Origin of the sequence: Streptomyces sp. NPDC048278 (assembly GCF_040652195.1) — a bacterium.
GTDB lineage: Bacteria > Actinomycetota > Actinomycetes > Streptomycetales > Streptomycetaceae > Streptomyces.
This window is the reverse complement of the sequence record NZ_JBEZLP010000057.1, coordinates 1-14,558: the sequence shown is the minus strand read 5'-3', so window position 1 is coordinate 14,558 and position 14,558 is coordinate 1. Positions and strand designations below refer to the sequence as shown.

Below are 14,558 nucleotides of genomic sequence, written 5' to 3'. Positions count from 1 at the left end.
ATGCGGCCATCATCGCCGATGTGCCGCTCGCACCGGCCGCACCGGTCGGCCGGCGGACGTCGGGGACGGTCCGCCGGCCGGGCGCGGTCAGCGCTTGGTGTAGATGAAGCCGACCTTGTCCAGCTCGTCACCGGAGCGGCCGTGGAAGCCGGCGATCTGCCAGCCCGACGGGGCGGTGCGGGTCACGCAGTCCGAGGTCGTCGCACCACCGGCGAGGGTGCGGCCCAGGTTGGTGGTGAACTTCGCGTAGAAGATGCGGGTGGTGTTGTTGTACTTGCCCTCGCACAGGTACGCGCTCGTGACGTACTCGCTGCTGCCCAGCGTCAGCGAGGACGCCGTGCCGCCGGTGCCGCCGTGGGTGAGCGTCGTGCCGTCGGCGAGGGTGATGCCGACCTGGTCGACGCGGGAGCCGGAGCGCAGCGAGAGGGTGGTGGCGCGGGCGCCGGCGGCCACCTTGTCGATGTCCTGGTAGTAGTCGCCGTGCGGACCGCCGAACTGGTCGCTCAGCTGGAAGTTCGCGTTCTCGGACCAGGAGAAGCCGACCGTGATCGGGTCGTGGTCGGAGAGCATCAGACCGTCGCTCGTCAGGAACTTGGCGTGCTCGTTGTTGTACGAGGTCGCGTTCAGGTTCACCAGCTTGCTGCTGCGGTAGAGGACCTTGTCCACGACCTCGCAGGTGTTGGGCACGGTCGCCCCGGTCTGGTCGCAGACCAGCGCGTCGCTGCCCTTGGCCGGCGCGCTGCCGCCGCGGATCAGCTGCACCCAGGCGTCGGTGAGCCCGTTGTTCGAGGCGAACTCCGCGATCGTGTCGGCGGAGCGGGTGTAACGGGTGTTGGTGTCACCCATCACCACGACGGCGTTGCCCGCCGAGTGGGTGCTGATGAAGGACGTCAGCTGGCTGAGGTTGTCCGCCCGGGAGGCCTCGTCGCCGTCGTTCGTGCCCGCGTTGGTGTGCAGGTTGTAGAAGTCGACGTAGACGCCCTCGGCGAGCCGCTCGCGCATGAAGGTGAAGCCCTTCGGCGTGAGGCAGTCGCCCGAGTCGATCTGGCAGGAGTTCCAGCCGACGCGCTCGAAGTCGTCCTCGTCCCAGTCGTAGTTGGAGACCGTGTTGAGGCCGCTGCCGATGCCCGCGCCGCCGCTGGTGGCGGTGCGGTAGGGGTGGGTGTCGGTCGCGTACCAGTATGCGTGGTAGTTGAAGTCCTCCTGGGCGTTGACGATGTCGTACGGCGCGATGCGCTTGCCGATCTCCGTGCTGCTGGTGTCGCGCGGGGTGGGCGCGCTCGACAGGCCTTCGGGGAGCCCGGCGACGTTGTACGTGAGCACGCTGAACGTGCCCGAGCCGGCCGCCGCGGCCGGGGTGGCCGTCGCCGTGAGCCCGCCGAGAGCGGCGACCGCGGCCGCCAGACAGGCAACGAGTCTGCGCATGGGGGTGTCTCCTACGGGGAGGGTGTGCGCTGAGAGGTGTGGGCATGCCAATGAGGCACGCCAAAGGTAGCGGCAACCGCTTTCTCCCGAACCCCCCTTGTTACTAACCAGTTTGGAAACTCCTCGTGACGCCCGGAAGATCGGCTCCTCTCCGTGGGCCGATCGGCCGCTGACTGTTACTCACTTTCGGGTGAGCCGGGCGCTGATCGCCCGCGGGTTCGGGACGGTCGAGGCCGTTGCCTGCGGGGCGGAAGGGGGTGAAGAGGTGTCAATTCCGCCCATTCAACTAATAAATGGACGTTACATCCGAGAGTCATAGGAAAGCGAAGGATCCGTAATGGGCGCCGTGTGCCGCGGGGTCCGCGCCCGGCCGGGGCGCAGGGTGTGGCTGCGCGGCCGTCCGGTCGCCATCTCGCCCCACGCACCCCGTGCGGCCTGCGGCTTCGTGCCGCACGCGGCAGGGGTGTGCTCGACCCCGTGAAGGGGGACCACGTGTCCGTTTCCGTTTCCGCGACCGCGCGCCGTCTCGGCTCCGCCGCCGCCGTGGCGGCTGCCCTGGTGGGCGTCACGGCCCTGCCGGCCGCGGCGACCGCCGCCCGCCCCGGGATGCCGCACCGCGACGCGGTCGTCATCAGCGCCGTGCAGCACGACCTGCAGGGCCGCGCGGTCTTCTCCGGCCGCGCCCTGAACCGGGAGTGGGTGGACGTCACCAACACCTCGCGCCGGGACGTGAACCTCAGCGGCTGGTCGCTGTCGGACGCCTCGGGCAACACCTACACCTTCCGCCACTACCGGCTGGACGGCGGGGCCACGGTCCGCGTCCACACCGGCGAGGGCCGGGACACCCGCACCGACCTGTACCAGGACCGCCGCTCCTCGGTGTGGAACCGCGACGCCGACACCGCCACCCTGCGCAACGACCACGGGCGCTACGTCGACTCGGCCTCCTGGAGCCTGCACCACCGCCGTGACGCGGACGAGCGGCACGCGTTCCCCCACCGCCCCGCGGAGGGCCGCCACGCCTTCGCCCACCACCCCGCGGAGGACCGCCCCGGCTTCGCCCGCCCGGCCGTGAACGACCGGCACGCCTTCAGCCACCGTCGCTGACCCGAGGGACGTCCGCCGCCCGGCACCCGCGAGGGTGCCGGGCGGCGGACGTGTGTCACGGCGGTGCCCGTGTCAGGCCTGGACGACCGGCCCGCTCACCGTGGAGGTGAAGACGACCTCGCCGTCCTGCACGCCGACGACGTCGACGGTCGCGGTGCCGTCGCCCCTGGCGGTCATCCCCGTGACGTCGACCCAGCAGGGGCTGTCGAGTTCGACGTAGCGGTTGAACGACGTGGACGTGCTCGCCGGGATCAGGGCGCGGGGCGCCAGCATCGCGCAGGCGGCCTGCCGGGCGCCCTCCATCAGGACCATGCCCGGCAGGTGGTCGCCACCGTGGTCGAACAGGATCGGGTGGTCCAGGTCCGGGGTGAGCAGCCAGCGGTCCGGCGCGTCCGTGGCCGTCAGCACCACGTCGGCGGGGGAGGTACGGCCCACGGCCGCGGGTCGCATCGGCTCCGCCGCGACGGCCGGGCCGACCGGAACCGCCTTCTTCTTCCCCTGGCCGGCGCGCAGCCGGGCGTAGACGGGCGGCGTGACGATGGAGTACCGCCCCTCCCCGTGGGCCACGGGCACGCCGTCCCGGCGCAGGGTGAACCCGATGCCCATCCGGCGCGCGGACGTCCGGCCGCCCGGCGCGGAGTCCGGGCAGGCCACGTCGAGTTGGAAGTCGGTGGGGCGGGAGGCGATGCGCAGCCGCTCCAGGTCGGTGTGGCAGCTGAGCGACCACAGCACGAAGTGGTGGCCGAGCGGCACGCCGTGTTCCGCGTGCGTCACGAACATGCCGGCCTGCCGAAAGGTCTCGGCGGCCTGGAGCGGGTCATGGCTCGAACCGTCGGCGCTGTTGAAGAACGTGTGGGCGCGGGGCCACTGCCCGGTGAGGGAGAACCGCTGCCCGTCGTCCTGGGCGGTACACCCGGTGAGGAACACCTCGGCGAGGGACGCGCGGTGGACGTACTCCTTGGGGACCGTGGTGGTCAGCCGGGGCAATACGGGCAGACCGATTCCGATCCCGCTCGCGGACAGACTCATCGACGACCCCCCGCCGGAAAGCTCTTCGTTGGATGGAAGCTCTGTTCGACGCCTATAAGATACGGACCTACCGGTTTTCTCGGGTCGGCCACTAGGTAAAGGATTCACCAAGCGTGGTTCGACTCGATCCATGCATGACTCCGCTCAGTGGTGGTTTGGCCAAGTATTTTTGCGCTCAACCACGCTGAAGGCACGGCGATAAACGGACTAACTGGCAGATGTCGACGGCTTGTTGTCGATGGAGCCGGGGTTAGTACAGCCTTCACGGAAACCTGACCCACGGTTTCTTTTGGCCACGATCCGGGGAGTTGACCCGTCCACCGCGGCACTCGTCGCGGCACCCGGAACCCGCCCCGCCCCGGCAGCCCCTGCATGATGGTCGAACGGCCTGCGAGAGGGAGACCCGATGGAACCACTGCGCACCCTGCGCCTCGCCGCCGTCAACATCGACGGCGTCCTGCTCGACGACAGTTTCAGCCCCGTCCTGTACCGGCTCGTCCTCAAGTACGGCGGCGCGTACACCCGGGAGCTGGAGCAGCGGCTCTTCTCGCAGTCGCGGCTCGTGGCCGCGAAGGTGCTGCTGGAGGAGACCGGCGCCGCGGTGAGCGAGCAGGAGGCCATCGCCGACTACTTCGCCGAGCGCGAGCACTACCTGCGCGACCACCCCGTCCGCACCCTCGACGGCGCCGAGGAACTCCTGCACCGGCTGCGCGGCCTGGGGCTGGACGTCATCTGCTACGGCGGCCTCGACGAGTCCCACTTCCGCCGTCATCTCGGCGCCTGGGAGCACCTGTTCACCGTGCCGCACTACATCTGCACCGACGACATCCGGCCCGGCATCCGGGAGATCGTCCGGGACCGCTTCGGCCTCGACTACCACCAGGCCCTCTTCATCGACGACGTCGCCCGCTTCGCCGGCCACGCGAAGCAGCTGGGCGTGCCCTTCGTCGGCCGTCCCAGCACCTTCGAACACGGCTTCCAGCCCGGGCTGATGCGTGAACTCGGCGTCCGGCACCTGGTCGGCGGCCTCGCCGAGATCGACGAGGAACGCCTGCGCACCCTCGATCGCGAGGCCGGGCTCGGCACCGTGTGGCAGGACGCCGGCCCGGCGTAGGCCACGGCGGGCCGGCGTCCGGCGGGGCGGTGACGGGGCGAGCTTGGTCACGGGTGCACACTTGGCGTGGACGGCGGACGCATCGCCTGGTGAACTGCCCTGAAGGTCCCGCGCCGACACCCGGGCTCCGGCGCGCGACCGGCGCGCGACCGGGGCGCAACGGGGGCGGAGTCGAAGCGGGACCGGCCGGGAATCGGTTCTGCGCGGCCGAAATACCGACCCCCGTTTGGGGTAAGGTACGTCACGTCCGGTTTTGTTTTGACCGAGGAGGGGTCCCCATGGCGCGTCAGGAGCGTGCGATTCGGACCCGGCGCGCGGTTGTCGAGGCCGCCGCCGCGGTCTTCGCGGAGCGCGGATACACGGCCGCCACGATCTCCGAGATCCTCGAGCGGGCCGGAGTGACCAAGGGCGCCCTGTACTTCCACTTCGACTCGAAGGAAGCTCTCGCGCGCGGCGTGATCAACGCCCAGATCAGCGACGACTACTGGGTGCCGCGCGAGCTGAAGCTCCAGGAGTGGGTGGACATCGGCATGACCCTCGCCCACCGGATCCCCAAGGAGGTCATCCTCCTCGCCGGCATACGGCTCTCCGTCGACCTCCAGGGGCGCTCCCTGTTCGGCAGCGCCTGGCCCGCCTGGACCGAGCTGGTGACGGACAAGCTCGTGGAGGCCAAGGCGCGCGGTGAGGTGCTGCCGCACGTCGATCCGCGCGAGACCGCCGAGTGCTTCCTCGGGGCCTGGATCGGGACCCAGTTCATGTCCGAGGTGGTCTCCGACTGGACCGATCTGAACGACCGGATCTCCGTCCTCTACAACCACGTACTGCCGGCCATAGCCACTCCCGCGGCCCTGATCCGGCTGGACACCGCTCCCGACCGGGGCGCCCGGGTCGTCGAGGAAGTCGAGCGCCACCGCCAGGAATCACCCGTACCCACCGAGGCCTGACCAGCCTCGGACCAAACCACCCGCCTGGTTTGTTCTGTCCTCGACCGACGCGTACGGCGGCGGGCGGAGTACCGTCACAGGCGTCCGGCCGAGTCCCGTGCGTCACGCGGGTGCCGACAAACCTACCGATCATGCTGTTTTCAACGTTTTCGAATCGCAATGCTGCAGGCCCAGGGGGAATCGGACCGTCCAATTCCGCATTCCCCCGGAACGACAGGGGGACGCGATGGTCAAGCAGCTACGGGCGGCCCGGACCCGGCAGGCACTCGTGCTCGCCGCCGCCGAGATCTTCGCCGCCGACGGGTACGCACTCTCCTCGCTGCCCACGATCAGCCGGCGGGCCGGGGTGAGCGCCGGAGCGCTGCACTTCCACTTTCCCAGCAAGGAAGCCCTCGCGACCGAGGTGGAGAGCGCGGCCCGGCGGGCCGTCGAGCAACTGGTCGCCGACCGGCGCCCGTCGGCCGCCTCCGCGCTGCACCTGCTGGTCCTGGTCACCCGGGAGGTCCTGGCCGCGGTCGCCGCCGACGTCGTCGTCCGCGCCGGATTCAGGCTGAGCGTCGATCCCTCCCGCAAGAACGGCATGGGCTTCGGATGCTGGTGGCGTGCCTGGGTGTGCGAGGAGCTCCTGCGGGCGCAGCACGCGGGAGAGCTGGCCGACGGGGTGTCGCCCGAGCGGGTGGCCGCGGTGATAGCCGCCGCGACGCTCGGCTTCGAGGTGCTCGGTGCGGCGGACCGGGACCGGATCCCACCCCGGTACGTCGAGCAGTTCTGGTCCCTGGTGCTGCCCCAACTCGCGGCGCACGGCGACCAGTTCGCGAGCGCCACGCTTCCAGGCTCCCGGCCCCGGGCCGACAGCGCGCCGACCGGCCGGAGTTCGGGCTGACAAACCGACCGTGCCGTTTTTTCTTGTGCCCGGCTCCGGTACGGCGGGCCCGCTCGCCAGGATCGGCTGACGGGCCCGTCCGAAACCGCCGGCGCGTTCCTCAGGCGCCCGCGACGTGCCGGGCGATGCGGACGGCGGCGAACTCCGTGCCCGCCACGAACCGCATCATCGGCCCGAACATCGGGGCCGCGAGCGAACCGGTGAAGTACAGGCCGGGCACCGAGGACTCGAACGTCCCGCGCAACGCGGGCGCCTTCGAACCCGGCACGCACGCCACCGCGCGCCGTACCGAGGGCGACAGGAACGGCAGGGCGTCCAGGTCCAGCCGGTAACCGGTGGCCGCCAGCACATGGTCGACCGTGACGGACTCCCGCTCACCCCCGGGCCCCGCGACGTCCAGGCGCACCTCCGGCCCGTGGAGCACGGCGCCCGTGACCCGGCGCGAGGTGCGCACCGGTACGACACCCTCCACCCGGTCCCGCAGCCACCAGCCGCCCGACGGGCCGAGCGCCCGCCGGAACAGCAGCAGCCGGGCCGCCGCCGGCAGCCACCGCACACCACCGGGTGACGCGCAGACGCCGGCCAGGATCCAGCCCGTGCCGAGCGGCGAGGCCGGTTTGGCCACCCGCTGCGTCCAGGGCCGGGTCAGCTCGGGCGTCATGCCCCACAGCACCGTCCGCTCGCGCACCAGGACCTGCGTCTCGGCGCCCGCCTCGTGCAGCAGCGCGGCGCTCTCCAGCGCGGACTGACCACCGCCGATGACGGCCACCCGCCGTCCCGCGTACACGGACAGATCCGTGTGGTGGCTGGTGTGCGACACACGGGCCCGCGGACCCGGCCCCTCGGGCGCCAGCTGCCGCAACTCGTCCGGGACATGGGCGAGACCGTTCAGTCCGGTCGCCACCACGACGGCCGAGGCCGCCATCTCCTTCCCGTCGTCCAGCCCGACGACGAAGCCGGGGCCGTCCGCCGGCCGCTCGACCCCCGTCACCCGGGCCGGCTCGACCTCGCCGACGTACCGCTTCTGGAACCACTGCCCGTACCGTACGAAGACGTCGCACGGGATCGGTGTCAGCTCGGTCAGTTCCGGCTCGCTCTGCGCGCGCCGGAAGTCCGCCAGCCGGCCGCCGGGCTCCGGCGCCGACAGGTCGGTCGCGTCCGGCGTCGATTTCAGGTACATCCCGGTGGCCATGGCGTGCCGCCAACTGCCCATCACGTCACCGAAGACGCGCACCGGCGCCCCCGTCGCCCGCAAGTGGGCCGCCACCGACAGCCCGTACGGTCCGGCGCCGATCACGACGACGGGTGGCCGCCCGTGTCCGGTGGCCGTCTGCTCCTGGGCAGGGCGCTGCCCCGGAAGCGACTGCGTCATGCATTCCCTCCGCTGGTCTGCTCGCCGCCCTCCCCTGGGCGGCGCGACACTGCGGGATGGCACGTCCGGCGTGAATCGGACGTGCTCGTCCCCCCTCCGCGGGTGAGTCTCTCCCACGGGCAGGCGCCGGGAAACGATATCGGCGCACGTTGGCCAAAACTTGGTCGAACCATACGACAAGTGGTACTAGTCGGATCATCGGTGCGCGACGGGCGGATGTCGTTGATCACCAGAGCGACAGGAACGATCGGCGCGTCGGCCGCCCCTGTACGATCGCCCCGTGAACACCTACTGGCACGTCGTTCTCCCGCCGCTCTGCGCCTGACGGGCGCACACACCGACGGATCGAACCCGAGTTCCCGGCCCTGCCTTCGAGGCGGCCCGGAGCCGGTGTCGTGCGCCCGTATCGAAACCAGTCCGCAGACGGTATTCGACGACGGAAGTTCACGACTGTGCCCCACGACACCTCATCCCGCTCTTCCCGCTCCTCGTGTGCGCAGGGCGACGCCGCCGCGCGCCCGCGTCCCCGCCGTACCGGCCCGTTCGCCGGGCCGCTCCCGATCCTCACGGCCGCCGTGCTGTGGGGCACCACCGGGACCGCCAGTTCCCTCGCCCCCGCCGGAGTCCCGGCCGCGGCCGTCGGCGCCGCCGGTCTGGCCCTCGGCGGCCTGCTCCTGTTCCTGACGGCTCCCGCCGGCCGCTCCCTGCTCAGGGTCTGCGACGGCGGTGAACGCCGGCTGCTCGTCCTGGGCACCCTCGCGGTGGCCGGTTACCCGCTCACCTTCTATCCCGCCGTGGCGCGTACCGGCGTGGCCGCGGCCACGGTGATCGCGCTCGGCGGCGCCCCCGTCCTGGCCGGACTCCTCGCCTGGCTCACCCGCCGGTCCCGGCCCTCGGCCCGCTGGGCCGCCGCGACCGCGGCGGCCGTCCTCGGCTGCACGGTGCTGGTCCTCGGCCCGGAACTCGCCGGTGACGGCGCCCCGGTGGACGCCCTCGGCGTCCTGCTGGCGGGCCTCGCCGGCCTGTCGTACGCGGTGTACGCGCTGGTCGGCGGTCAGCTCATCGCCCGCGGACATGCCTCCGGCGCCGTGATGGGGGTGATGTTCGGGGGAGCGGCGCTCCTCGTGCTGCCGGTGGTGCTCCGGGGCGGGGGCGGCGGGCTGCTGACGGAGCGGGGAGCGGGCGTCGTCCTGTACCTGGGGGTGATCACCACCTTCCTCTGCTACCGCCTGTTCGGACACGGCCTCGGCCACACCACCCCTCAGGTCGCGACGACCATGACGCTGGCCGAGCCGGCCGTCGCCGCGGTGCTGGGAGTCACGGTCCTGGGCGAGCGCCTGCCGGCCGTCTCCTGGTGCGGACTGGCGGTCCTGGCACTCGGCATCGTGCTGCTCGCCCTCCCCGCGGGCAGCGGTGGGCGGGGCGCCTGACCTGACCCGTAGGCGTCAATTAACCGACCGGAGGGTCTTTTTCTCGCTCTCCGTGGGGTCGAGATTCCGTCTGATTCCGTGCCCGGTTCGAGTGATCGGCCCACCCGCGAACAGCTCCGCCGGTCGTCGAAATAGCGGCACTACGCTGCTATTTCACCGACCGGTGGGGGTGTGGTGAAGTCCCGACGGTTCGTGGGCGGTTCGCCGGAAGCGGCCCGGCCGGGAGTCTGTTGACAGACCGTCCATGCTGTTTTCTACTGGCGAAGTGTCAGACGAGAAGGCCAGGGAGACGCGTGTGGACATCGGGCTGCTGGGAGCACTGGACGTGCGCGAGAGCGGGGTCTCCGTCGTCCCGACCGCGCCGAAGCCCCGCCGGCTGCTGGCTCTGCTGGCGCTCCGCGCCGACCAGGTGGTGCCCGTCCCGACCCTGATCGAGGAACTCTGGGCGGGCACTCCGCCGCGCAGCGCCCGCACCACCCTGCAGACCTATGTGCTCCAGCTCAGGGAACTCATCGCGGCGGCGCTGCGCCGGGGTGCGGATCCCGAGGGCATGGCCGCCCGGTCCGCGAAGGACGTGCTGACGACCCTGCCGGGCGGCTACCTGCTCGCCACCGGAGGCGGAGACAGCGACGTCCGGGAGTTCGAGCGGCTGTGCGCACAGGGCTGTCGCGCCATGGACGACGGGAACCTCGCCGGCGCCTCGGGCACCCTGCGCCGGGCGCTGGACCTGTGGACCGGTCCGCCCTTCGCCGACGTATCCACCGGGACCCACCTGGCCGTGGAGGCGCGACGTCTGGAGGAGAGCCGGCTGTGCGCCCTGGACCAGCGCATCGAGGCCGACCTCCGGCTCGGCCGGCACCGCGAACTGCTCGCCGAACTCACCGTCCTGACCAGCCGCTACCCCTCCCACGAGAACCTGCACGCCCAGTTCATGCTCGCCCTCCACCGCTCCGGCCGGCGCGGCGAGGCCCTCCTCGTCTACCAGCAGCTGCGCACCCTCCTCGTCCGGGACCTCGGACTGGAGCCGTCGCCACGCCTGCGCCGCCTCCAGCAGTCCATCCTCACGGCCACCGCCGACATCCCCGGCACCCCGCCGCACCACGACGACCTGACCGCACCGGCGCCGGGCGGGGGACTTGCCCGCGCGCTCTGAACCTCCACATGCTCTCGTTCGTCCGTTCGCAGTGCACTGACAACTTGCTGCCACAGCCTGCATGAACACGGCTAGGCCCTGACGCATCGGCTGCTTCCGTCCGGTTGTCGTGCATGGGGAAAGTCGGTGGGTGGCGTGCGCCCGCTGGTGCGGTGGCGTGTGTGGGGTGTCGTTCTGGGCCCAGGAGTGTGACGCCGCCTACGCGGCCACCCGGCTCCCTCGGCGCCGATCTCGGGCACCTGTGGAAGTGGCTGGGCTGTTCCACCGTCGTCAGCGTGGACGACGCGGCCCGCTCGGCCGTGGCGGCGCGCCTCACCCAACGGCCCCTGCCCAAGGTGCGGTTCGTGGTGGTCGGCGACCGTCCGCTGCCCGGCGCCACCCGCCTGAGCCCGGACGCGGTGAGCGTCCGGGCCCTGTCCGAAGTGGTGACCGGAGCGGCGGCCCGGTGACCGGATCCGCTCAGGAGGGCAGCGGGACACACAGCATGGCGGCGGGCCCCTGCGCGCTGCCCACGCGGGTGGTGAAGGCGACGCCCGCGACGTACTCGCCGGCGGCGCACTGGCCCTTGTAGGCGCCGTACGCGAAGTCGTCGCCCGCCCCGTCGGCGGGCCGGTTGTCGGACCGGTCGAACCACACCGTCCGGCCGCTCGCGCTCGACGCGGCGTTCGCGGGTGCGCACAGCACCGCCGACACCCGCTCGCCGCGACGGCTGTAGCCGATGGCGAACTGACCCGCCGGGCACTGGAACTTGGTGTACCCGGACGCCCAGTCACCGCCCGCGGGGACGTACCGTTCGTCCGTGACCACCGTCTGGGAGCTGCCCGTGGCACGCAGGTCACCGGCGGTCGCGTCGGTGCACAGACCGCGTCCCCCGGAATGGGCGAGACCGATCAGCCGCAGCCCGTCCGGGCAGACCGCCTTGTAGGCGCCCGAGTCCCAGTCGCCGTTCGTCCGCACGCGCAGGGACTCGACCTGGTCGCCGTGGTCCGTGGACAGCATGCGCCAGGTCGTCCCCGGTGCCACGTACCCGGTGCGGCCCGCGGAGTTCATCAGGTGGTTCCACGCCGTGGCCCGCCAGTCGCCTCCGTCCAGGATGCCGGAGCGGTGCCCGGCGGTGTCGTAGCTCAGCAGCGCCCAGTCGTCGTGGCCCGCCCAGCCGACCAGCGGCCAGTAGGCGAAGTCGGCGTCGTGGTCGGCGAAGTAGTCGGTGATGTTGCCGAACCAGGTACGGGCGGCCGTGCCCGTCTCGTTCGCGCCTATGCCGAACTCGCTGATCCACACCGGTGCGGTGTAGTGCTTGCCCTCGGTGGTGACGAAGAACGCCTCGTCGGCGAGGGCCTGGTAGAGGTCGTCGCGGGACAGGTCCTGGTAGCGGGGGTCACTGGTCTCGCCGATGCCGGTGGCGCCGCTGTGGTGCGGTCCTGTGTAGCCGTAGAAGTGGGCCGAGTAGACCAGCTTGTGGGCGTCGACGAGGGTGTTGGAGAGGGTGCGGACGGGGGTGAGCATCGGGCGGCCGTGCGGGAACCCGTCGACCGGCAGGCCGGTCCAGTTGATGCCCTCGATGACGATGAGGAGGTTCGGGTTCGCCTCGGTGAGGATGCGGTCGCCGGCGAGCTGGGCCGCCGCGTACCAGTCGTGGGCGTCGCCCAGGCCCCAGTTGGGGTCGTCCAGCACGTCCCGGCGTACCTCGTTGTAGAGGTCGGCGCCCACGACACGGGGGTTCGCGGCGTAGCGGCGGGCCATGAAGAGCCAGTCGTCGGCCCACTGCTGGGTCGACTGGCCGCTGTTCCAGCGCTCGTTGCCGTCGACTCCGCAGCACCAACGGGAGGTGTTCGTGTGGTTGTTGAGGATGACGGCGAGGCCCGCGCCGGTGAGGGCGGTCACGACGGCGTCGTAGACCTCCAGCGGGGTGCTGCCGCGCAGTTGCGGGTTGGCGGTGACCGCGGCGTCCGGCACCGCGGTCGTGGTGTGGATCATCTCGTTCGAGAACGGCAGCCGGATGCTGTTGATCCCGAGTGCCTGGAAGTCCGCGACGAGCTGGGACAGGGGTGCGCGGTCCAGGCCGAGGGGGATGCCGTAGGAGTCCTGGCCTGCGTGGTGGTTGGCGGGATCGTCGATGCTGCCGCTGCCGGTCCACGAGCCCTGTGCGCCGTCCCAGTTGGCGGACTTGAGCCGGAAGCGGTTGCCGTCGGCGTCGACGATGTAGCGGCCCCGGGTCGACAGCGGGGGCTGCCAGGTGCCGGTGGCCGACGCGGCCGGTGCCTGCGCGGCGGACGGCGCGGACTGCGGACCGGCGGTGGCCGGGGCGGTGCCGAACAGGGTGAGAACCAGGAACGTGACTGTCAGGTACGTGACAATCCGGAACGATCGTGCGATCGGCATCGGCAGTCCTCTGGGTGGATGTCCCGTGCGGGTGGATGGCCCATGGGGGCGAGGCACCCTACCAGGGCGCGGATCAGCGCAGAAGCGGCTCGTCCGACGCGCAGGCCTCGGCCGTCCATCCTTCGAGGGTGCGTTCGGGGCGCAGCAACCGCCTGATGGCGGCGGCGGAGGCGCGGTGCCAGTCGCGGCTGCGGCGGAGCATCGCGTGCTCCCCGCCCCTGAGCAGCACCATCCCCGCCTGTGCACCGGCGCCACGGGCCCGCCGCACGTACGCGGCCGAGTCGGCGGGAGCGGTGGTCCGGTCACGGTCCCCGTGCAGGACGAGGATCCGCGTCCCGGCGAGGTCGTCCACGGGGTCGCCGGGCGGGCACCAGGGGGCCAGTGCGAGCACCCCGCGCACCGAGGGGTCGGCCGCCGCGCGCAGTGCCGCCCGGCCGCCCATGGAGTGGCCGACCAGCACCACGGACGCGTCACCGGCCAGGCCCCGCAGCTCGTCGAGGGCGCGCAGGGTGTCCTGGAGCGGGTCGGCGGCGTCGTTCCAGCCCTGGTAGCGGTAGCGCACCTGGCCGATCAGCACGTCGCGGGGCGAGGAGACGGAGGCGGCGGCGCTGAGGAACGGCCGCATGCGCAGTGCGGCCGGCTGCCAGGCGTGCGCCGGGCGGTGTCCGTGCTCCTGCCCGCCGTGCAGCACGAGCACCGCGGCGCGGGTCCGTTCCCGTGGCCTGCGACGCACCACCAGCGCGCTCCCGCTCGCCTCGACGACCCGTCCGTCGGTCACCCCGTCCCCCTGCTTCCTCCGGCCCGCAACGTGCTCCCGCCATCAAACACTCCCGGAGGAATCCCCTGCCACCCAGGGGGCATGTGCGGCGCGTGCCTTCCCCGTGAACATCAGTTAGGCTCCAGCGCGCACAGGGGACGCACAGCGGGGGTGGGGGACATGACCGAGGGCTTCGCCGAGCCCGAAAAGGACGGCAGACCGGGGCTTCAGGCGATCGCGGCGGTGGCCTTGTTCGCGGTCGTGGTGGGCGCTCTGTGGGCGCAGAAGGAGTTCGTCCACCCGCAAACCGCGGTGAGCGAACCGGCGGCCTGCTCGAAGCCGGACGACCGTCTGCCGGCCCGCTACGTCTCCGGCGACCGGCTGTGCAAGGCGCTCAACCGACCGAACCTGCCTGCCCTGTTGGGGACTCCGCAGGAGCAGGCCGAGACCGCCCACGGCAGCGGGGAGTGGCTGACGCTCGCCGGCGGCACGAAGATCGCCGAACCCGAGGCGACGGTGAGCCTGGAGACGTACTCGGTGAAGCTGACGGCGTCGTACGACCACATGACCGTGTCCACGGTGGGCGACCTGATGGGCGACGCCCGCAGGACGACCGTCCTCGGACACCCCGCCGTCCTCTACTCCAGCCCGACCATCTCCATCGGCTTCAACCTCGGTGGCGGCAAGGCGAGCACGGGCCCCGGCGGCACCGCGCGCTGCCTCCTGGTCTCCAAGCACGGCAAGGACGACGGCGAGGGCACGTTCGAGGTGGCGCTCTGGCGCCAGGACGACGTACTGCCGGACGACACGGCCCTGGTGCGGGTCGCGGAGCAGGTCCTGCCGACCGTCCCCGGCTGGAACGGGCACTGACGGCCCCGGGAGGGGGCAGGCGCGCCGCGGGGCCGCCCGGAGGGGCCCGGGGGCGCCGCGCGCGCGGGGGGGGGGGGCGGGGGCGGGGGAGC

13 protein-coding genes are annotated in these 14,558 nt (G+C 72.0%); 8 read left to right on the top strand and 5 right to left on the bottom strand.

Translation table 11 applies throughout. The features are described from left to right. Positions 1–87: 87 nt before the first annotated feature. Positions 88–1,425, bottom strand: a complete 1,338-nt coding sequence (locus AB0D74_RS47720; RefSeq protein ID WP_362601943.1) for a jacalin-like lectin — start codon at positions 1,423–1,425, stop codon at positions 88–90. 492 nt (positions 1,426–1,917) lie between these two features. Here AB0D74_RS47720 and AB0D74_RS47715 point away from each other — a divergent pair, with 492 nt between their 5' ends. Continuing rightward, complete coding sequence (locus tag AB0D74_RS47715; RefSeq protein WP_362601940.1) at positions 1,918–2,532, top strand: lamin tail domain-containing protein; 615 nt, start codon at positions 1,918–1,920, stop codon at positions 2,530–2,532. A gap of 72 nt (positions 2,533–2,604) precedes the next feature. Here the strand turns inward: AB0D74_RS47715 and AB0D74_RS47710 are convergent, their stop codons facing one another. Beyond that, positions 2,605–3,561: a ScbA/BarX family gamma-butyrolactone biosynthesis protein gene (locus AB0D74_RS47710; protein ID WP_362601937.1), complete on the bottom strand. Its 957-nt coding sequence runs from the start codon at positions 3,559–3,561 to the stop codon at positions 2,605–2,607. A 406-nt stretch (positions 3,562–3,967) separates the two neighbouring features. Here AB0D74_RS47710 and AB0D74_RS47705 point away from each other — a divergent pair, with 406 nt between their 5' ends. The 3 genes from AB0D74_RS47705 to AB0D74_RS47695 all read left to right on the top strand — a co-directional run bounded on the left by AB0D74_RS47705 (position 3,968) and on the right by AB0D74_RS47695 (position 6,502). Beyond that, a complete protein-coding gene (locus AB0D74_RS47705) occupies positions 3,968–4,675 on the top strand; it encodes an HAD family phosphatase (RefSeq protein WP_362601934.1) in 708 nt (235 codons plus the stop codon). Positions 4,676–4,953: 278 nt separating this feature from the next. Next, positions 4,954–5,619, top strand: a complete 666-nt coding sequence (locus AB0D74_RS47700; protein ID WP_362601931.1) for a ScbR family autoregulator-binding transcription factor — start codon at positions 4,954–4,956, stop codon at positions 5,617–5,619. 226 nt (positions 5,620–5,845) lie between these two features. Beyond that, positions 5,846–6,502: a ScbR family autoregulator-binding transcription factor gene (locus AB0D74_RS47695; RefSeq protein ID WP_362601928.1), complete on the top strand. Its 657-nt coding sequence runs from the start codon at positions 5,846–5,848 to the stop codon at positions 6,500–6,502. A 100-nt stretch (positions 6,503–6,602) separates the two neighbouring features. Here AB0D74_RS47695 and AB0D74_RS47690 read toward each other — a convergent pair whose 3' ends face one another. After that, positions 6,603–7,874 (bottom strand): FAD-dependent oxidoreductase, encoded by a 1,272-nt coding sequence (locus AB0D74_RS47690; RefSeq protein WP_362601925.1) that lies wholly within the window; start codon positions 7,872–7,874, stop codon positions 6,603–6,605. 452 nt (positions 7,875–8,326) lie between these two features. On the opposite strand from AB0D74_RS47690, the gene AB0D74_RS47685 reads away from it, so the two are divergent. The 3 genes from AB0D74_RS47685 to AB0D74_RS47675 all read left to right on the top strand — a co-directional run bounded on the left by AB0D74_RS47685 (position 8,327) and on the right by AB0D74_RS47675 (position 10,906). Beyond that, entirely contained in the window at positions 8,327–9,304 is a 978-nt protein-coding gene (locus tag AB0D74_RS47685) for an EamA family transporter (RefSeq protein ID WP_362601922.1), read from the top strand. A 295-nt stretch (positions 9,305–9,599) separates the two neighbouring features. Next, entirely contained in the window at positions 9,600–10,457 is an 858-nt protein-coding gene (locus AB0D74_RS47680) for an AfsR/SARP family transcriptional regulator (RefSeq protein ID WP_362602025.1), read from the top strand. 188 nt (positions 10,458–10,645) lie between these two features. Then, positions 10,646–10,906, top strand: a complete 261-nt coding sequence (locus AB0D74_RS47675; protein WP_362601919.1) for a hypothetical protein — start codon at positions 10,646–10,648, stop codon at positions 10,904–10,906. A 10-nt stretch (positions 10,907–10,916) separates the two neighbouring features. Here AB0D74_RS47675 and AB0D74_RS47670 read toward each other — a convergent pair whose 3' ends face one another. Together AB0D74_RS47670 and AB0D74_RS47665 are read right to left on the bottom strand one after the other, a co-directional pair. Continuing rightward, complete coding sequence (locus tag AB0D74_RS47670) at positions 10,917–12,839, bottom strand: cellulase family glycosylhydrolase (protein WP_362601916.1); 1,923 nt, start codon at positions 12,837–12,839, stop codon at positions 10,917–10,919. 73 nt (positions 12,840–12,912) lie between these two features. After that, positions 12,913–13,617 carry an alpha/beta fold hydrolase gene (locus tag AB0D74_RS47665; RefSeq protein WP_362601913.1) on the bottom strand — a complete coding sequence of 235 codons (705 nt, stop codon included), beginning with the start codon at positions 13,615–13,617 and terminating at the stop codon, positions 12,913–12,915. 159 nt (positions 13,618–13,776) lie between these two features. On the opposite strand from AB0D74_RS47665, the gene AB0D74_RS47660 reads away from it, so the two are divergent. Further along, positions 13,777–14,466: a DUF6215 domain-containing protein gene (locus AB0D74_RS47660; protein WP_362601910.1), complete on the top strand. Its 690-nt coding sequence runs from the start codon at positions 13,777–13,779 to the stop codon at positions 14,464–14,466. Positions 14,467–14,558 lie beyond the last annotated feature (92 nt).